The sequence below is a fragment of the Flavobacterium kochi genome (assembly GCF_048286715.1).
In the GTDB taxonomy this organism is placed as follows: Bacteria; Bacteroidota; Bacteroidia; order Flavobacteriales; family Flavobacteriaceae; genus Flavobacterium.
In genome coordinates this window covers 35310-53699 of sequence record NZ_JBLVPW010000005.1, presented here as the reverse complement: position 1 = coordinate 53699, position 18390 = coordinate 35310, and the positions used below count along the sequence as shown (strand labels likewise).

Genomic DNA, 18390 nt, shown 5'->3' with positions numbered 1-18390 from the left:
ATGAGCAAAGTTATGGACACGCAAAACTGTTTCCATTGTGGGTTAGCTATTATAAAAGAAGATGAAATTATTTTTGATGCCAGAAATTTTTGTTGCAATGGTTGCAAAACCGTGTACGAAATTTTTAGCCTCAACGATTTGACTTGTTATTATGATTTTGAAAAATCCCCTGGAGCAACCCCACAAGATATTAATGGTAAATATGATTTTTTAGACAATGAGAGTATTGTATCCAAGCTGCTGGAATTTCAAGAAAATTCAACTGCTATTATTTCACTTAATATTCCACATATTCATTGTAGCTCGTGTATTTGGATTCTGGAAAATTTACAGCGTCTTCAAAAAGGGATAAGCACTTCTCAGGTCAATTTCCCTGAAAAAAGAGTTCGGATCACTTTTAATCCCGAAGTTGTTTCCATAAAAACGATTGTTTATTTGTTGAGTTCCATTGGTTATGAACCTTACATTAGTCTCGAAAATTATGAAACGGGCAGTAACAGTGTCAATCGAAGTATAACCTATAAATTAGGCGTTGCATTCTTTTGTTTTGGAAATATCATGCTGCTTTCATTTCCTGAATATTTTGAAGTTAAGGAATTTTGGCTGGATCAATACCGCGGTTTTTTCCGTTGGTTGATTTTTGCTTTATCGTTGCCAAGTTTCTTTTATTCGGCTAGTGGTTACTATGTTTCGGCCTATAAAAGCATCAGATCGAGAATGCTTAATATTGATATCCCTATTGCCTTAGGAATTATTGTGATGTTTGTCCGAAGCACATTCGACATCTTAATGGATTACGGTTCCGGTTTCTTCGACAGCTTAACAGGATTGATTTTCTTTATGCTTTTGGGTAAAATGTTCCAAATCAAAACCTATCGGTTTTTGAGTTTCGAACGGGATTTTAAATCGTATTTTCCTATAGCAATTACCAAAATTAATACCGATTTATCAGAAGAAAGTGTTGCTATTTATGAAGTGCAAAAAGGCGATCGATTGCTCATCAGAAATCAAGAACTTATTCCTGTTGATGGGATTTTAATTTCCGAAAAAGCAGCAATCGATTATAGTTTTGTTACTGGGGAAGCTGTTCCTATTACAAAACAATCAGGAGATAAAGTATTTGCAGGAGGAAAACAAATTGGCAAAGTAATAGAAATGGAGGTTTTACATTCTGTTTCACAAAGTTATTTGACTCAGTTATGGAGTAATGATGTTTTTCAAAAAAATGTGGCGCAAAAACACAAAACGATAACAGACCGAATTTCCCGTTATTTCACCCCTATTCTTTTACTAATTGCTTTTTCAGGATTTGGCTATTGGATTGCTATTGACGCTAATACTGCTTTCAATGTGTTTACTGCAGTATTGATTGTTGCCTGTCCGTGTGCTTTGGCATTGACGGCACCCTTTACTTTTGGAAATGTATTGCGAATTTTAGGCAAACAAAAATTCTATCTCAAAAATGCTTTAGTGATTGAACAATTGGCTAAAGTGGACACCATTGTTTTTGATAAAACAGGAACGATTACCACCAATAAAAAATCGAATATATCGTATGAAGGAACTGCTCTTTCTGATGAAAATTTGTTGCTGATTAAAAATGTACTTCGCGCCTCAAATCATCCGTTGAGCAGAATGCTATATGATTATTTGCCCCTACCTATTTTACAAAAGGAAACCAAAAAAGTAACGGTTGATGCTTTAGAGGAAATTACAGGCAAGGGTATTCAGGCTCAGATTTTTGGATGCCAAATTCGAATTGGTTCTGCAGTTTTTGTAGAAAAAACGGAAGAAAATAACAATCAGCAAACTGCTGTTCATATAAAGATAAATGGAGTTTATTGTGGGAAATTTATTTTCAACAATCAATATAGAGAAGGTTTAGAGGAACTTTTTAAAGATTTAAGCAGGAGGTATCACATTATGGTTTTGTCTGGTGACAATGACGGAGAACGAGCGACTTTAGAAAAACTTTTGCCGAGCGGCACCGAGTTAATTTTTAATCAAAAGCCCGAAGAGAAATTAAAATTCATTAAAAAACTACAAGAAGGAGGTAAAAATGTGATGATGGTGGGCGATGGATTGAATGATGCCGGGGCCTTGGCACAAAGTAACGTTGGAATTTCAATTTCAGAAAACGTGAATGTTTTTTCTCCTGCCTGTGATGCGATTTTGGATGCCGGTGAGTTTCAGAAATTGAATTATTTCCTAAAGCTTTCTAAAAATGCCATAACAACTATCAAAATGAGTTTTGCATTATCCTTATTGTATAATGTTGTAGGATTGTCATTTGCTATTACTGGGAATTTATTGCCTCTAGTCGCAGCTATTATAATGCCATTAAGTACAATAACCATCGTAAGTTTTGTAACTGTGATGAGTAGTTATTATGCAAATAATAAATAAAATTATATAAGTTTCAACTATTTTTTCACAACTATTTTCACGTAAAACCGTAAGTATGACAAATGTCATGTTTTACTGCAAAACATAAAAGTAATTTTGTTAACACAAATTAAGGTATGAGTGTCATTTATTTATTAATCTCCATTAGTATAGTAGTTGCGATTGGCTTTTTTATTGCTTTTATACGAGCGGTAAAAACTGGTCAGTATGACGATGATTATACGCCATCGGTCAGGATGCTTTTTGACGATGAACTTTTGAAACCAACCAAAAAAACAACAAGGGTTGAAAAACAAGAAGAAAAGTAAGCGGAGGCAAACTTCCAATAACTTTAACCTTAAAGAGTATAATTTAAAATAAAAACAGATTTAATTATGGAAATGCAGCAGTTTTATTATGACAACAAAATTGTAAAGAAATTCATTTACGCAACCATCCTCTTCGGAGTGGTAGGAATGTTAGTGGGGCTTACATTGGCCATCATGTTCCTTTTTCCAAACATCAGTGATGGAATTTCGTGGTTGAGTTATGGCAGATTGAGACCTTTACATACTAACGCAGTTATTTTTGCTTTTGTAGGCAATGCTTTTTTTGCGGGAATGTATTATTCGATGCAGCGTCTGCTTAAAGCGAGAATGTACAGTGATCTTTTAAGTAATCTTCATTTTTGGGGTTGGCAATTAATTATTGTTGCTGCAGCGATTTCTTTGCCTCTTGGTTATAGTTCTTCAAAAGAATATGCTGAATTAGAATGGCCTATAGATATTGCGATTACCTTAATTTGGGTTGTCATGGGTATCAATATGATTGGAACATTGATAAAAAGAAGAGAGCGTCATTTGTATGTAGCCATCTGGTTTTATTTGGCAACATTTGTAACTATAGCTGTTTTACATATTTTTAATAGCTTAGAGTTGCCCGTTTCAGCCATGAAAAGTTATTCGGTTTACGCAGGAGTTCAGGATGCTTTAGTGCAGTGGTGGTATGGTCATAATGCGGTTGCCTTTTTCTTAACAACTCCTTTTTTAGGATTAATGTATTATTTTGTTCCAAAGGCAGCTAATCGTCCTGTATATTCTTATAGATTATCAATTGTTCACTTCTGGTCCTTAATTTTTATTTACATCTGGGCCGGACCGCACCACTTGTTATATTCTGCTTTGCCTAACTGGGCACAAAATTTAGGTGTTGCCTTTTCTATCATGTTGATTGCTCCGTCTTGGGGTGGTATGATAAACGGACTTTTAACTTTGAGAGGGGTTTGGGATAAAGTACGTGTAGATCCGGTTTTGAAGTTCTTTGTTGTAGCGATAACGGGTTACGGTATGGCTACTTTTGAAGGTCCCATGTTGTCTTTGAAAAATGTAAATGCAATTGCACATTATACCGATTGGATTATCGCCCACGTTCACGTAGGAGCATTGGCTTGGAATGGATTTATGGCTTTTGGTATGATTTACTGGTTGATACCCAGAATGACTAAAAGTACTTTGTACTCTCTTAAATTGGCTAACTTTCACTTTTGGATCGGTACTTTAGGGATTATCTTATATACAATTCCGATGTATGTTGCCGGTTTTTTACAAGCATCTATGTGGAAACAGTTTAATCCCGATGGAACTTTAACCTACGGGAACTTTCTTGAAACAGTGACTCAAATTATGCCGATGTATTGGATGAGAGCTATTGGAGGAAGCCTTTATCTGATAGGGATGCTCTCTTTAGTCTACAATATTGTTCAAACATTACGAGCAGGTTCTAAAATTGAAGATGAATTGGCTCAAGCCCCGGCTCTGGTAAAAATCAGTTCAGGAAGAGTAAAAGGAGAAAAATTTCACCCTTGGTTGGAAAGAAAACCTATCCAACTGACAATATTAGCGACCATAGCGATTTTAATTGGAGGTGTTATTCAGATTGTACCAACAATTATGGTTAAATCTAATATTCCGACCATTACAAGTGTAAAACCCTATTCACCATTAGAACTGGAAGGGCGCGATTTATATATTCGTGAAGGTTGCGTGGGGTGTCACTCTCAATCCGTTCGTCCTTTTCGTAGTGAAGTGGAACGCTATGGGCCACAATCTAAAGCTGGGGAATTTGTTTATGATCACCCGTTCCTCTGGGGTTCAAAACGCACCGGTCCGGATTTGTTAAGAGTAGGAGGAAAATACAATGATAACTGGCATTTTAACCACTTCTGGAGTCCGCAAAGTATATCTGCCGGGTCAATTATGCCAGGATACAAATGGTTATTTGATAATAAACCAATGGATATTTCTTTAACTCAAAAGAAAATGGAAGCAATGGTTAGTCTTGGAGTTCCTTATACGGTTATTCAAGTTGCAAATGGATTGAAGGATTTAAGAACGCAAGCCATTAAAATAGAGGAAAGCTTGAAAAATGACCCTGACTTTGTGAAAAGTTATAATGAAAGCAAGAAAAAAGCAGCAGCTAGAGGAGAAAAATTTATTCCAATGAATGAAAGAGAAATTGTAGCAATGATTGCTTATATACAAAGACTTGGAACAGATATTAAAGTAAAAGATAATAAATAAAGTCATGTTCGAACAAATAAAACACAACATGGAAACTATCGAAGGAGTTGCGATATATCCAATTTTATCTTTATTAATTTTTTTCGTCTTTTTTGTAGGACTTGGCATGTGGGTTTTCTCATATAAAAAAGAGAAGATTAATGAATTGAGTCAAATTCCTTTGAACGACAATCAAATAGTATAATTTTTTAAAATTTAGAAAATGAAAAAATTAATTCCAGCATATGTTAGAGTCCCGGTTATTTTCTTTGCCGTATTTGGAGCAATGGAATATTTTATTGATTCCGGAGATAAACCGGCATTTATAAAATTCCCGATGGTTTCTGTCTTTTTGTTTGTATTTCTTTTCCTTTTGGTAGCGATAGAAATTACATTAAGTGCTGTTGATGCTATTACGTATCAGCTGTTATCAGAGGGGCAAAAACTAAAATTAGAAGCAGCTGCTTCTTTGGGGCTAAAAGAAAAAGAATGGTTCAAAAATCTGATGAAAAGTTTAACCAAATCAGAACCATTAGAAAATGAAGCTCAATTATTATTGGAACACGATTATGACGGAATCAAAGAGTTGGATAACAACTTACCACCATGGTGGGTGTATTTATTCTATGCAGGTATTCTTTTTGGTGTCGTTTATATGGTTCGATTCGAAGTGTTAGGTGCTGACAATCAAGAAGTGGAACTTCAAAAGGAGGTGGCTCAAGCCAAAATTGATGTTGCTATATACATGAAAACGGCTCCTGATTTAATGGATGAAAAGACAGTAACGCTATTAACCGAGCCTGCTGATTTGGCTGCGGGAAAAGAAATTTTCACTACTAATTGCGCAGCGTGTCACAGAGCGGATGCAGGAGGCCAGATTGGACCTAATTTAACTGATGCGAATTGGATTTTGGGTGGAGGAATTAAAAATCTATTCCATACCATTACAAATGGAGGTCGGGACGGAAAAGGAATGATTGCCTGGAAAGGTACTTTAAAACCAAAAGATATTCAACATGTTGCCAGTTATATATTGTCTTTACAAGGGAGTAATCCCAAAGATCCAAAAGCACCGGATGGTGAAATTTGGGTAGATGAGAATGCGGCTAAAACGGTCGCTTCCAGCACTGAAGTTGAATAATAATAGGTTAGTCTAATAACTTGTCAAAGGCGAAATCGGTGACGCAGTTTTTAGATTAAATATTAAAAAATATAAAAATGTCAAAATTACCAGACGAGGCTTTTAGAGATACCATCGGAACGATTGATGATGAAGGAAATCGAAAATTTATTTTCCCTAAAAAACCTTCAGGAAAGTTTTATGATTATAGAAAATGGGTTAGTTATTTTTTACTGATTGTTCTTGTTGCCAATCCCTTTATAAAGATTAATGGCAATCAGTTCATGATGTTCAATATATTGGAAAGGAGATTTAATATTTTCGGATTTCCATTTTGGCCTCAGGACATTTATCTTTTCGTTCTTTTTATAATTGTCGGAGTCGTATTCATAATTCTTTTTACGGTAATTTTTGGTCGGATATTTTGCGGTTGGGTTTGTCCGCAAACCATTTTTTTAGAAATGGTTTTCCGCAGAATTGAATATTGGATTGAAGGCGATCGTGGTGCTCAAATTCGTTTGGAAAAACAAGAATGGAATGCGGAGAAAATTAGAAAGAAAGGCTTGAAGTGGACTGTATTCTTACTCATTTCTTTTTTTATTGCCAATGTCTTTCTGGCCTATCTTATCAGTAGCGATTCATTATTTTTAATGATTGAAGAAGGACCTGAAAACCATGTAAGTACTTTGGTTTCATTGTTGATTTTTACAGGAGTATTCTATTTTATTTTTGCGTGGTTTAGGGAACAGGTTTGTATTATCGCTTGTCCTTACGGAAGATTGCAAGGAGTTTTATTAGATGATAAATCAATAAATGTTGCGTATGATTTTGTTCGTGGTGAAAAAGAATTAGGAAGAGCCAAATTCAATAAACAAGAAGACCGAACCGTAACAGGAAAGGGAGATTGTATTGATTGTAAACAATGTGTAAATGTCTGTCCAACAGGGATTGATATTCGCAACGGCGTTCAGTTAGAATGTGTCAATTGTACTGCATGTATTGATGAATGCGATACTATTATGGATAATGTAGGTTTACCCAAAGGACTGATTCGTTATGCATCGGAAGATGAAATTGAGAAAAAAACCAAATTCAAGTTTACAGCCAGAATGAAAGGGTACTCAGCTGTATTGTTTATTTTGACAGGAATTTTAATTGGATTGTTATTTCTGCGCACAGATGTCGAAGCTAGTATTTTGAGATTACCAGGACAATTATTTCAACACAAAGGGGATGCTATTAGTAATATATACACTTTTAAAATTATAAATAAGACCAATAGTGATTTCAATGATATTCATTTCAAATTAGTCGGAATAGAAGGGACTTTAAAAGTAGTCGGTAAACAAGATTTCAAAATTCCAAAGCAAGGTATGGATGGTGGAACCTTGTTTATCGAAATCAATCAAAATGTATTGGAAAATGATAAAACGAAATTAAAAATTGATGTTTACAATGGAAATGAAAAAATTGAAACTAGCACAACAAGTTTTTTAAGTCCGCGAAGTTTTGATTAGCAGATCCTTTTTGAATTAAACTATATAAATAAAATAGCATGAAAATTAATTGGGGCACTGGAATTGTCATTGCATTTGCATTGTTTATGACTTTCATTTTATATTTTGTTTTCAAAGTACAGTCGGATTCAAAATATGACAATGAATTGGTTGTTGAAGAATATTATAAACATGATATTCATTTTGGAGAGGAGATGAAACGCAGTCAAAATGCGCATGATTTAGTTCAAAAACCGATAATAAGTGTCGCAGCAGGAGGAATTACAATTGTGTTTTCTGGCGCATTTATCCCAGAAAACATTAAAGGAAAAGTATCCCTATACAGGCCGTCTAACAAAAAATTAGATTTTGAAATTCCAATTTCACTATCTAATGCCACTTTGCTCATACCTAAAAAAAGTTTGTCAGGCGGTCGTTGGGATATTAATATGGAATGGCAATATCAGGGCAAATCCTATTTGACCAAAGAAACAATTTATATTAAATAAGAGATAGGATAAAGATTCGTTTTAAATCGTTATTCTAAATTATAAAAATCTGAAATCTAAATGTTGTACACGGCTTTTATTTTTGGTTTAATAAGTAGTTTTCACTGCATTGGGATGTGCGGTCCTATTGCTATGATGTTACCCGTGGACAGAACAAATCAGGTTAAAAAAGCAACTCAAATTATTACGTACCATTTGGGAAGATTAGTGGCTTACGGAACCATTGGTTTTATCTTTGGATTGCTGGGTAAGGGTTTTTTTATGGCTGGTTTACAACAGAAACTTTCTATATTCATTGGTATAGCCATGATTATTGTGGTTTTAACTCCAGAGAAAATTTTTGCTAGATATAATTTTTCAAAGCCCATTTTTAAATTGATGTCCAAAGTAAAAACAGCTTTAGGAAGTCAGTTTAAAAACAAAAGTTATACCTCATTGTTCACTATTGGATTACTCAACGGCTTTTTACCTTGTGGAATGGTTTACGTTGCCTTATTTGGCGCTGTAGCCATGCAGAACGGAGGACTGGGAGTTTTGTATATGATCGTATTCGGATTAGGAACCGTTCCTCTCATGAGCAGCGTCGTATATGTAAATTCTTTTTTGACCGTTGCTCTTCGAAATAGGATCCAAAAAGCAATTCCTTATGTAGCCGTTGTGATTGGCATGTTATTTATTTTAAGAGGGTTGGGATTAGGAATTCCATATATATCTCCTTCCGCTATGAGTTTGTTTGTGCAAGCGGAACCTATTTGTCATTAATTTTAAATTTTATAAATAAAACACGAAGCAACTAGACTGCTTGCTTTTACTTTCTAAGAGCAGCAATCGCTAGATTGTCATCGAGAATAATTCAGTGTCCGGAGCTTTCCTTTTTAATCGCAAATCAAAGGCCATGCAAATATTGCGAACATAAGCTTTGCCCTTTTCCGTAACCTGAATGGCAGTATCATTTATGTTTACTAATTCATCTTTCTCCATTTCCTTTAGTAAAAGTAAAACTTCAGGAATTTCATTAAAATAGCCGCCGTTGTTTTTCCAAGAAGTTTCAAATTGACACATTAAATTTAGAATGTGTTTCCTGATGATGAGGTCTTCATCGGTCAATAAATGGCCTCTGAAAACAGGTAATTTATCCCATTCCAGGATTTGATAGTAATCTTCCAGATTTTTTGCATTTTGAGCAAAACTATACCAACTGTCACTGATGGAAGAAACACCTAAACCAATCATCAATTGTGTTTTTGACGAACTGTATCCCATGAAATTTCGATGTAGTTTTCCATTTTGAAAAGCATGATATAAGCTGTCCGTTTTTAGAGCAAAATGATCCATTCCTATTTCATGATATCCATTTTCGTGCAATAATTTTTTGCCTGTTTCATACAGGATTCGCTTTTTATCATCTTTTGGAATGTCACCCTCATTAAACCCGCGTTGTCCATTTCCTTTAATCCAAGGTACATGTGCGTAACTATAAAACGCCAATCGATCGGGCTGCAAAGATTTAGTTTTCTCAATAGTATCGATAATACCGTCAATTTCCTGAAATGGTAATCCGAAAATAATATCATGACCGATCGAAGTATAACCAATTTCCCGTGCCCAAAAGGTAACTTTTGCCACATTGTGAAAAGGCTGTTCTCTGTGAATTGCTTTTTGAACTTTTTCGGAATAATCCTGAACACCAAAACTGACTCTTCTGAAACCTAAATCATAGAGTTTTTGCAGATGTTCATGTGAAGTATTGTTTGGATGTCCTTCAAAACTAAATTCATGGACTTCCGCTTTATGGGCATGGCTGAAAATACCATTTATTAAATCTTCTAAATTTTTTGGAGAGAAAAATGTGGGAGTTCCACCACCCAAATGAATTTCTTTTATGGTTGGTTTTTCTCCAAGGATTTTACAATATAAAGTCCATTCTTTTAAAACGGCATTAATATACCGATTTTCAACAGCATGATTTTTTGTAATACGCTTGTTGCAGCCACAAAAAGTACATAAGCTTTCGCAAAAAGGCAAATGTATATACAAACTGATTCCCTCTGAACCATTGCTTGCTGCAAATGAATTTTTCAGTGTCTCTAGCCAAATTTCATTAGAAAAATCAGTTTCATCCCAGTAAGGAACCGTTGGATAACTAGTATATCTGGGACCTGGAACATTGTATTTTTGAATTAGAGAATTTTTCATAGTAAAGTCTTTATCAGTAGTCAAAAGTAGCACTAGTCCTAAATATTTAAAATGATAATTATCATGTTAAAAAAAGGAGCATAAAAAAAGACTGTCTTTACAACAGCCCCTTTAGTGAAAAATAAGTGATAGTTAACCGGAAATGCAATCCTGAATAATTTTTATCCATTTTTTTGCCAACTGGTTATCTTCATACAAACAAACCTGATCTACTATTTCATTTTCAATGGTATAAAAAAGAATTTGTTCCCTTTTTTTTGTTTCCTTATGCTCGAATTCAAATTCGATTTTTAGGATTTTGTCTGAATTGATTTCAGTTGTGAGAACCAGCTTGCAGGAATGAACATCAATTAAGTTGACAAAATAAACGGATTCTTTTGCAGTGTTAAAATCGATTAAAAGAAACCCTTTGTTTTTTGGATCTAAAGCCAATACTTTTTTGTTTTGAGTTTCAGTCAATTCAAAATTGAAATGATTATTCTGGCTGTATTGTTGCTTTATCGCTTTGATTTTGTTTTTATTGAGTACGTTGGAGCGAAATACAAAGAAGAGCGGAATGCTTATCAAGAAGGTGATTATTAAGCCTATTATAGTTACGGATGTATCCATTTTTTTATTTTTTTGAGTGAATTGTATAGCATGATAAATGGAATTGAATACCAAATGGAATCAATTCTGAAAAGAAGATAAGTGTACTTCTAATTGTGGAATCAGGGTCTCAAAATCACCAAAAAAAATGAAAAGGAAAGAGTAGCAGCGAAACCATTTCACATCGGTTGATGTCTTGTTTCGCATAGGAAGTAAAAAATGTACTGACTTTAATAGCCGAAGTTGCAACTAGAAAATTTTCAAAATATTTTACAAGTGCAAAATCGGTAGTTTTATAATTTACACCAAAAGTACTTGTTGCTTGAGGCTGAATAAAAACCGAAGAATGAATGGAGTCAGGAGAAAAGGAAGCGCCGGATTTTTCTAATTGAACTTTTTCAATAGGGGATGGCTTTGCTGTTAAAGCAAATAATAAAACAATTAAAAGTCCAACAAAAACAATTGTTTTCCGAATCCAATCCATTGTGCAAATGTAAAGTTTGCGACCGATTTCAGGTAATTTTTTCTAATAAATGAAAGTTAAAATTTTAAATTCTGAAGTGCTTTTACATAAAAAAACCTCGAACTGTTTAAGGGCGAGGTTTGATTTTGACTAGTATTGAAAATTATTCTATTTTCAAATTTCTCAATTGTTTTAGCTTTTCTTTCCAAATATCAAGGCTTTCTTTATGGATAGCGATGTTTTTACGAACTTCTAATACAATAGAATTTTCTTTTTTCGCATTTCTGGTATTGGTGAAAAACTGAATGTTATTCTCCAATTGGAAAATTTCATTCTGAACTTCTTCAATCTTACGCATCAGGAATATCTTTTCGTTATCCAGTTTACGCATATCATTACTTTCTGATAAATTGTCCATTCTATTGGCAAAACGTATCATGTCAGTATCTTTTTTACTCAAGCTTAGTTTTTCAAAAAGAGCATCGAGGATTTTATTGAATTTCCCTTCAATATGTCTTCTAGGGAAAGGGACTTTTCCAAAGTTTTTCCAAGTTTCAATATGTAATTTTATAGCATCCAAATCCGTTTTATGATCACCAGTCAATTGGAACTCTCTCAACGTTTCTAAATAGACTTTTTTATTATCAAAAGCTTCTACTTCTTCTCCATTTTCCTCATTCTTTTGCTCTTTTAATTTGTCAAAATAATGATTACAGGCGTCTTTAAACTCCTTCCAGATTTTATCTGAATATTTTCGGGGTACATGGCCTATTTGTTTCCACTCGTCCTGAATTTGCTTCATGATTGGAGTAGTGGCTGCAAAATCAGTACTTTCCTGCAGTTCTTTGGCTTTTGCAACAAGAGCTGTTTTTTTGGTTAAATTGTCGTTTTGATCTTTCTTAATGTCTTTATAAAATGAATTTTTGAAAGAATTAAAATTTCTAACGGCAGTTTTAAAACTTGCCCAAGTTTCCTCATTTACATCGGACGGTACTTTTCCCGCAGAGAAGAAAGCAGTTCTTAAGGCTTCAATTTTTTCTATTTGATTCAGCCATTGCGAATGAGCATTCACTTTTTCAGTTGCTAAAACTTCAATTTTGGCTATAATTTCTTTTTTCTTTTCTAAATTCTCAAGTTCCGTTCCTCTTTGATTTTCAAATAAAACTTCTCGTTTATCGTGCATTTGTTTAGTCAAATCACTAAACCTGTTCCAAATGGCATCACGATGTTCTCTAGAAACAGGTCCAATATCTTCTTTCCAGATTCTATGTAAATCCTGTAGTTCCCGGAATGCTTTATTGACATCGGCTTCTTTCACCAATTCTTCGACACGCGCGACAATTTTTTGTTTTTGTTCCAGATTATGTTTGAAATCTAAGTCTCTGGCCTCTCTGTCAAGATGCAAATAATCATAGAAATTTTCCACATGAAAATGGAAATTGTTCCAAACGTGATTGTATTTGTCTTTTGGAATTGGTCCCGCATTTTTCCATCGCTCTCTTAAATCATTAAAATGTTTTAGGGTGTCTTTGATGTTTTCTTGCGGATTGATTAATTCTTTCAATTCCTCAACAATAGCCAGACGATTTTCTAAATTGGTTTTTAGATTCGTTTGTAAACTCTTGAAATGTGTATTTTTAGTATCTCTAAAAAGAGAGTAGTATTTGTCAAATTGAGTTTTTAACGGAGAATGGTATTGAAATTCTTCATTTGGATCTTGATTTTCAGTAAGAAACTCCTCTTTTTTCTCTTCAAGAAGATGATTGTATTTCGCTAAGAATGCTTTTTTTATTTCTTCAATATGATCCTTTGCTGACATCACTTTTTCATTGGTAACTAAACTCTTAAGTTCTTCTACCAGTGCTTCAAGAGGCAATTTATCATAATCCTGCATTGGAATATCATGGCGCTCTTTCAGCGTTTCATCTTCACTTTCTTCTGCGTTTGTTTCAGCAATTGCATCCAGTGCAGTCTGATTTTCAGTCTCTGCAGTAGGTTCGGTCTCTGAAATAACTTCAGTCTCTGGCAGTTCTTCATTAGAAGGGATAACAACATTTTCTTCTGCAGGCAGATCAATTGGCGTAGATAATGCTGTTTTTTCCAAAACTTCAGCGTCGAATTGACTTAATTCAACTGAATTGTTTTCTAAATTTCCATCTGCTTCAAGCAGGTTGTCATTCTTTTCTTCTAACATTTTTTTAAATGTATAAGGTTTTTATTTTTTTTATCGAACACGAAAGATAGTAAAGGAGCATGAAAGTACAAAATATTTCCTTTATTTATAGTCATTTTATGTTAAAACATTGTTTTTTTTGAAGCAATTTCCTGCGATTGGTTCGCTATTTTTTTAGTTCTGAAAAAGGAGATAATAGGATGCCGGTTAGTTTGGTGAGCTTAGATTTATGTTTTTTTCATTTAATTACGAATTGTATTTCAGCGTGTAATTTTAACTAAAAAATAGCCGTTATTTACAACGGTTTTGTTTGAATTGTTTTACCTTATTGCTTTTGCATTTTTATGAGTTTTGCTGATTTTCTGGTCAAAAATTGTATGGTAACCAATAATTCCTGTAGCTGTGTTTAAATTACCAGGTATTTCTTTTTTAATGGTGTTTTTAGCTTATAATTCATAACAACGATTGATTGTAATTTGGTCTTTCTGCCTGATATAGTATCAAATGAGATGTCTTCACTTATTATTTCTGTTTCTGATTTTGCCAAAGGCTGCTCATGCTCAAAAAAAAGACTTTCGTTTTAAGCAAATAACTACTAATGATGGTCTCAAAGTACTGTTACAGCGATGCTGCAAGATAGTAAGGGATTTATGTGGTTTGGTACCCGGGATGGCTTAAATAGATTTGATGGTTATAAATTTAAGGTGTTTAAAAATGACCCTGGCAATCGCTTCGCTCTTTCCAATAATTTTGTTACTGATATTTTAGAAGCCAGAACCGGTGCCCTTTTGATAGTTACCAGATCAGGTCTAAATAGATTTAATCGCGATAAAAATGAATTTACCCGATATAATTTAGAAGGATTTGTTCTGAATGCTATTTTTCAGGACCGCCTTGGAAATATCTGGTTGGGTACCTCGAAAGGGCTTTGTTTAATCAATTTAGAAAATGGAAAATGCAAGTTTTTTAAAACGAATTATAAAAATAGTATAGGCAGTAATGTGGTTATAAAAATTGCTGAAGATTTAGAAGGCAATTTATGGTTGGCTACAAGCGGAGGGCTTAACTGGTTTACTTATAAAACCAATCAGATGGTTCATTACCTCGGCGATCCTAAAAGCGGTAACAGCATCGCTGGAAATGATCTTAGAGTCATTTATTCAGATAAATTTGGTAATATATGGATCGGTACTTATGGTGATGGATTATGTTTGTACGATAAAAATTGTCATGATTTAGCACGCGCAAACACCCATTACACAAAACGAGTAAAGGAGTTTTTAAAACAAGACGATTTATAGTGTAACGGAACTATTGTTATTTATTCCAAATTTTCCAAGCTTTCTCTGCTTGAAAAATAAGCATATCCAAACCGTTTTTAATTTGGGCTCCGTGTTCTTTTGCTTTTTTTAGGAATTGCGTTTCAGCGGGATTGTAAATCAAATCAAAAGCAATGTGCTTATTGGTGAAAAATTCATAAGGAATTAAAGGGAACGCCTCCACATTAGGGCTCGTTCCTACTGGGGTGGAGTTAATTATGATTTGGTAATTGTCAAATGTTGTCGCATTGATTCGGTTATAATCGATAGCATTTTCTTTGACTTCCCTGGAAACAAAAGTGTACGGGATGTCCAGTTCGCCCAAAGCAAAAGCAACTCCTTTAGAAGCGCCTCCTGTTCCTAAAATTAAGGCTTTTTTATGGTGTGGCTGCAATAACGGTTGTAATGATTTTTTGAAACCATAATAATCCGTATTATACCCTTTTAACTTTCCTTTTTTGGTAATTTTAATGGTATTTACAGCCCCTATTTGCTCCGCTTTTTTAGATAATTTATCTAAAAATGGAATTACTGTTTCCTTATACGGAATCGTAACATTCAGTCCTTTTAAATCTGAAGTGCTTTTTGTTATTTCTGGAAAAGCATCTATTTCCGGAATATCGAAATTCTCATACGTGCAACCTGTAAAGTTCTCGTTATTAAATTTATCGGTAAAATATCCTTTCGAAAAGGAATAATTAATGTTGCGTCCTAATAAACCAAAGCGTTTTCTAACTATATCAACCATTATAATTTTTTGTATTTTGCAATATAATTTTGGACCATTTTTTTTGCCCAAACTACTGGAAATAAATCTTCAATAAGAATGTAATTGTCGAAATTCAATCGCATGGCATTACTTAAATGGAATTTTGCTTTTGTGTTTTGCGAAATCATAAAATACAACCCTGCCAAACGGTATTCAACTTCATTCTCTTCCGGAAAATATTCAGAAGCCTGCAATAAAGTTTGGATAGCACTTTCGAATTCCCCTAAAAATTGAAGAATATCTACCCAAAACAACCAGGTGTCTAGCTGGTAATCGCCAAATTCAACCGCTTTTCTATAGCCAAATTCGGCTTCTTCAAAGAAGTTCATTTGTTTGTTAATGGTTGCAAAGCGTTTCCAGTATAAACGATTTTGGTTGTCGATGGCTAACGCTTTGTTGACATAAAATAGTGCTTTCTGGTAATTTTTTTGGCGTACATAAAAGTCAGTAATGGCAATCCATCCTTTGTCTAAAAGGGGGTCTTCATGTACTGTTTTATTAAAATATTTTAATGCTAATACCTTATTGCCTAACTTTTCATAGCATTTACCCATACGGAGTAAAGCATACGAAGTTGCATCATCTAATTCAATAGTTCTGCTATAGCTTTCTATTGCTTCTGCGTATTTTTTTAAACGTTCATAGGCTTTGGCTTTTTCCATAAAAGCACCTAGGAATTCGTCATCGATTAAAGTGGCATAATCAAAGGCGCGAATGGCATTTTCAAATTCTTTAACTCCATAATGCAAACGACCTAGCTGATGCCAAGCGATTTCGCTATACGGGTTTTTGTCAATGTACATGTTTAAATAGGTGATAGCTTCTTGATTTTGATCCAAAAATTCAAAACAATACACAACGTTATACAAGGCTGATTGGTCTTCCAAATCTTCTTCCAAACACTTGATAAAGCTTTCTTTTGCCATTTCAAGATTATCCATAAAAAGATATTCCATGCCTATTAAATTATAGACGTCGGCATAATCGTCAGTATATTGTAATGCTATTTTCAACATCTCAACAGCCTTTTCATGCTGGTCTCTTTTAGAACAGATATTGGCTTTTTGAATGTAAATTTCTTCATTGGTTGGTTCAATGGCGTACAACTCATTTAATAGCTTTTCGGCTAATTCGAGTTTGTCATCATATACAAGCATTTCCACCTGGACTAGTTTTAGTCCGGTAGATTTTGGATGCTGCTCCAATGCTAGTTTCAGCGCTTTTTTTGCCAAGGCGGCCTTACCCATATCGAGATAATGAAGAATAATTTCTTCAAATTCTTCGGAGTCAAAAAAGAGAACTTTGTTGGTTTTCAACATGGACTCAAATTTAGACAATGATAAGTTATAGTCTTCTTCTTCGTTGCTTAATTGCATACTATGTGTTTTTAATTTGGCCTAAATAAATTTAGGTAATCGTACTTCTAATGTGGGGGAAAGTTAGAATTGTTGTGAACAATTTAATTAACAAAAAAGCTTTGGTTTAATACTGATGCCCTAGTAGTGGAAGTTTTTTACTTTTTTGCTGTCAAAAAAGTAAAATAGTGCAACGGATAGCAGGAAATAGCTCTCAATTGCGGTATTTTTAAATATTATTCCTGTTCAAAATTTCATCCATTACTTCAAGCATGATGCTACAGCCTTCTCGTATTTCTTCTTCAGAAATGGTAAGAGGAGGCGTTATTCTAATTGCGCATCCTTCAAATAGTAGCCAAAATAAAATGAGTCCTTTGTCTTGACATTTAAGAATCACTTCGTTTGTTATATCGGCACTTTTGGTCATTGCAGCCAGCATTAATCCCTTTCCTCTTATTTCTTCTATCAAAGGATGTACCAAAAGTGTTCTAAAGAGCTTTTCTTTCTCCATTGCTTCGGCCATGAGATTGGTCTCAGTAATTTCCTGCAAAGTCGCCAAGCAAGCTGACGCAATGACAGGGTGGCCTCCAAAAGTCGTGATGTGACCCAATTTAGGATTGTTACTCAACAAATCCATCATGGCAGATGAGGCAGTAAAAGCACCTACAGGCATACCTCCGCCCATTCCTTTCCCCATGACCACAATATCAGGAACGACATCGTAATTTTGGAAGCCGAAAAGTTTTCCCGTTCTCCCAAAACCCGGTTGAATTTCGTCGAGAATCATAATCGCGCCCACTTCAGTGCAGCGTTGACGTACTTTTTTTAGAAAATCATCGTGTGGCTGAATAAATCCTGCGCCACCTTGAATGGTTTCCAGAATAATTCCTGCAGTTTTGGTTGTTATTTTTTGTAAATCATCTGCGTTGTTGAACGTAATGAAATCGACATCAGGAATTAACGGACGAAAAATTTGTTTGCGTTCTTCAAAACCCATAACGCTCATGGAACCCATAGTATTTCCGTGATACGCATTGTGACACGAAATCAATTGGCTTCTTCCGGTAGTTCGTCTGGCGAGTTTTAAAGCGCCTTCAATGGCTTCTGTTCCTGAATTTACCAAGTAGGTTTTGTCTAAAGGGGCGGGTAGGAGTGAGGCTAATAGTTTGCAATATTGGACTGCCGGGCTTTGTGAATATTCGCCATAGACCATAACATGCGAATATTTGTCTAACTGATCTTTTATAGCCTGATTGACTCTTGGGTGTTGATGTCCAAGTGCACAAGCGGAAACTCCAGCCACGAAATCTAAATATTTTTTATTATTGGAATCGTAAATATAGGAGCCTACCGCATGTGACACTTCCATACCCAACGGATAGGGAGATGTTTGTGCTTGGTATTTTAGGAAATCGTTATTCAAAGCTATTTGTTTAATCTGTTATCCGGCATCAGCAAA

General features: G+C 34.5%; 16 protein-coding genes and 1 pseudogene. 10 read left to right on the top strand and 7 right to left on the bottom strand.

Features of this window, described 5'->3' with window-relative positions:
* The first annotated feature begins 12 nt into the window (after nucleotides 1-12).
* The 8 genes from ACNQGH_RS05870 to ACNQGH_RS05835 all read left to right on the top strand — a co-directional run bounded on the left by ACNQGH_RS05870 (nucleotide 13) and on the right by ACNQGH_RS05835 (nucleotide 8830).
* Complete coding sequence (locus tag ACNQGH_RS05870; protein ID WP_417955055.1) at nucleotides 13-2406, top strand: heavy metal translocating P-type ATPase; 2394 nt, start codon at nucleotides 13-15, stop codon at nucleotides 2404-2406.
* Nucleotides 2407-2522: 116 nt separating this feature from the next.
* Nucleotides 2523-2714 carry a cbb3-type cytochrome oxidase assembly protein CcoS gene (ccoS, locus tag ACNQGH_RS05865; RefSeq protein ID WP_417955054.1) on the top strand — a complete coding sequence of 64 codons (192 nt, stop codon included), beginning with the start codon at nucleotides 2523-2525 and terminating at the stop codon, nucleotides 2712-2714.
* Between the two features lie 66 nt (nucleotides 2715-2780).
* Entirely contained in the window at nucleotides 2781-4964 is a 2184-nt protein-coding gene (gene ccoN, locus ACNQGH_RS05860) for a cytochrome-c oxidase, cbb3-type subunit I (protein ID WP_417955053.1), read from the top strand.
* A 4-nt stretch (nucleotides 4965-4968) separates the two neighbouring features.
* On the top strand, nucleotides 4969-5148 hold the full coding sequence (locus ACNQGH_RS05855) for a CcoQ/FixQ family Cbb3-type cytochrome c oxidase assembly chaperone (RefSeq protein ID WP_417955052.1): 180 nt from the start codon (nucleotides 4969-4971) through the stop codon (nucleotides 5146-5148).
* 18 nt (nucleotides 5149-5166) lie between these two features.
* Nucleotides 5167-6084 (top strand): cbb3-type cytochrome c oxidase N-terminal domain-containing protein, encoded by a 918-nt coding sequence (locus ACNQGH_RS05850; protein WP_417955051.1) that lies wholly within the window; start codon nucleotides 5167-5169, stop codon nucleotides 6082-6084.
* Between the two features lie 77 nt (nucleotides 6085-6161).
* A complete protein-coding gene (gene ccoG, locus ACNQGH_RS05845; RefSeq protein WP_417955050.1) occupies nucleotides 6162-7580 on the top strand; it encodes a cytochrome c oxidase accessory protein CcoG in 1419 nt (472 codons plus the stop codon).
* A gap of 38 nt (nucleotides 7581-7618) precedes the next feature.
* The gene (locus ACNQGH_RS05840; RefSeq protein ID WP_417955049.1) at nucleotides 7619-8068 is read left to right on the top strand and encodes a FixH family protein; all 450 of its coding nucleotides are present in this window, start codon (nucleotides 7619-7621) and stop codon (nucleotides 8066-8068) included.
* Between the two features lie 60 nt (nucleotides 8069-8128).
* Nucleotides 8129-8830 (top strand): sulfite exporter TauE/SafE family protein, encoded by a 702-nt coding sequence (locus tag ACNQGH_RS05835; protein WP_417955048.1) that lies wholly within the window; start codon nucleotides 8129-8131, stop codon nucleotides 8828-8830.
* A 69-nt stretch (nucleotides 8831-8899) separates the two neighbouring features.
* On the opposite strand, the gene hemN is transcribed toward ACNQGH_RS05835, so the two are convergent.
* From hemN to ACNQGH_RS05815, 4 genes are all read right to left on the bottom strand, one after another.
* The gene (gene hemN, locus ACNQGH_RS05830) at nucleotides 8900-10264 is read right to left on the bottom strand and encodes an oxygen-independent coproporphyrinogen III oxidase (RefSeq protein WP_417955047.1); all 1365 of its coding nucleotides are present in this window, start codon (nucleotides 10262-10264) and stop codon (nucleotides 8900-8902) included.
* A gap of 132 nt (nucleotides 10265-10396) precedes the next feature.
* A complete protein-coding gene (locus tag ACNQGH_RS05825; protein ID WP_417955046.1) occupies nucleotides 10397-10873 on the bottom strand; it encodes a hypothetical protein in 477 nt (158 codons plus the stop codon).
* A gap of 115 nt (nucleotides 10874-10988) precedes the next feature.
* Complete coding sequence (locus ACNQGH_RS05820; protein ID WP_417955045.1) at nucleotides 10989-11336, bottom strand: hypothetical protein; 348 nt, start codon at nucleotides 11334-11336, stop codon at nucleotides 10989-10991.
* A gap of 142 nt (nucleotides 11337-11478) precedes the next feature.
* Nucleotides 11479-13509 (bottom strand): DUF349 domain-containing protein, encoded by a 2031-nt coding sequence (locus tag ACNQGH_RS05815; protein ID WP_417955044.1) that lies wholly within the window; start codon nucleotides 13507-13509, stop codon nucleotides 11479-11481.
* A 590-nt stretch (nucleotides 13510-14099) separates the two neighbouring features.
* Here ACNQGH_RS05815 and ACNQGH_RS05810 point away from each other — a divergent pair.
* Both ACNQGH_RS05810 and ACNQGH_RS05805 read left to right on the top strand, forming a co-directional pair.
* Nucleotides 14100-14153: pseudogene (locus ACNQGH_RS05810) on the top strand (two-component regulator propeller domain-containing protein); the annotation flags it as partial.
* Complete coding sequence (locus tag ACNQGH_RS05805) at nucleotides 14139-14789, top strand: ligand-binding sensor domain-containing protein (protein WP_417955209.1); 651 nt, start codon at nucleotides 14139-14141, stop codon at nucleotides 14787-14789. The pseudogene ACNQGH_RS05810 and the gene ACNQGH_RS05805, both read left to right, overlap by 15 nt.
* Nucleotides 14790-14805: 16 nt before the next feature.
* Here ACNQGH_RS05805 and ACNQGH_RS05800 read toward each other — a convergent pair whose 3' ends face one another.
* The 3 genes from ACNQGH_RS05800 to ACNQGH_RS05790 form a co-directional block, all read right to left on the bottom strand.
* On the bottom strand, nucleotides 14806-15555 hold the full coding sequence (locus ACNQGH_RS05800; protein ID WP_417955043.1) for a shikimate dehydrogenase family protein: 750 nt from the start codon (nucleotides 15553-15555) through the stop codon (nucleotides 14806-14808).
* Nucleotides 15555-16952, bottom strand: a complete 1398-nt coding sequence (locus tag ACNQGH_RS05795) for a tetratricopeptide repeat protein (protein WP_417955042.1) — start codon at nucleotides 16950-16952, stop codon at nucleotides 15555-15557. Before ACNQGH_RS05795 ends, ACNQGH_RS05800 begins: the two co-directional genes overlap by 1 nt.
* Before the next feature lie 208 nt (nucleotides 16953-17160).
* Nucleotides 17161-18354, bottom strand: a complete 1194-nt coding sequence (locus tag ACNQGH_RS05790) for an aspartate aminotransferase family protein (RefSeq protein WP_417955041.1) — start codon at nucleotides 18352-18354, stop codon at nucleotides 17161-17163.
* Between the last annotated feature and the right edge of the window lie 36 nt (nucleotides 18355-18390).

What these genes read in the sequence shown, in the direction of transcription:
- ACNQGH_RS05870 (WP_417955055.1), top strand. Translation starts at nt 13, where the DNA reads ATGGACACGCAAAACTGTTTCCATTGTGGGTTAGCTATTATAAAAGAA.
- ccoS (WP_417955054.1), top strand. Translation starts at nt 2,523, where the DNA reads ATGAGTGTCATTTATTTATTAATCTCCATTAGTATAGTAGTTGCGATT.
- ccoN (WP_417955053.1), top strand. Translation starts at nt 2,781, where the DNA reads ATGGAAATGCAGCAGTTTTATTATGACAACAAAATTGTAAAGAAATTC.
- ACNQGH_RS05855 (WP_417955052.1), top strand. Translation starts at nt 4,969, where the DNA reads ATGTTCGAACAAATAAAACACAACATGGAAACTATCGAAGGAGTTGCG.
- ACNQGH_RS05850 (WP_417955051.1), top strand. Translation starts at nt 5,167, where the DNA reads ATGAAAAAATTAATTCCAGCATATGTTAGAGTCCCGGTTATTTTCTTT.
- ccoG (WP_417955050.1), top strand. Translation starts at nt 6,162, where the DNA reads ATGTCAAAATTACCAGACGAGGCTTTTAGAGATACCATCGGAACGATT.
- ACNQGH_RS05840 (WP_417955049.1), top strand. Translation starts at nt 7,619, where the DNA reads ATGAAAATTAATTGGGGCACTGGAATTGTCATTGCATTTGCATTGTTT.
- ACNQGH_RS05835 (WP_417955048.1), top strand. Translation starts at nt 8,129, where the DNA reads ATGTTGTACACGGCTTTTATTTTTGGTTTAATAAGTAGTTTTCACTGC.
- hemN (WP_417955047.1), bottom strand. Translation starts at nt 10,264, where the DNA reads ATGAAAAATTCTCTAATTCAAAAATACAATGTTCCAGGTCCCAGATAT.
- ACNQGH_RS05825 (WP_417955046.1), bottom strand. Translation starts at nt 10,873, where the DNA reads ATGGATACATCCGTAACTATAATAGGCTTAATAATCACCTTCTTGATA.
- ACNQGH_RS05820 (WP_417955045.1), bottom strand. Translation starts at nt 11,336, where the DNA reads ATGGATTGGATTCGGAAAACAATTGTTTTTGTTGGACTTTTAATTGTT.
- ACNQGH_RS05815 (WP_417955044.1), bottom strand. Translation starts at nt 13,509, where the DNA reads ATGTTAGAAGAAAAGAATGACAACCTGCTTGAAGCAGATGGAAATTTA.
- ACNQGH_RS05805 (WP_417955209.1), top strand. Translation starts at nt 14,139, where the DNA reads ATGTGGTTTGGTACCCGGGATGGCTTAAATAGATTTGATGGTTATAAA.
- ACNQGH_RS05800 (WP_417955043.1), bottom strand. Translation starts at nt 15,555, where the DNA reads ATGGTTGATATAGTTAGAAAACGCTTTGGTTTATTAGGACGCAACATT.
- ACNQGH_RS05795 (WP_417955042.1), bottom strand. Translation starts at nt 16,952, where the DNA reads ATGCAATTAAGCAACGAAGAAGAAGACTATAACTTATCATTGTCTAAA.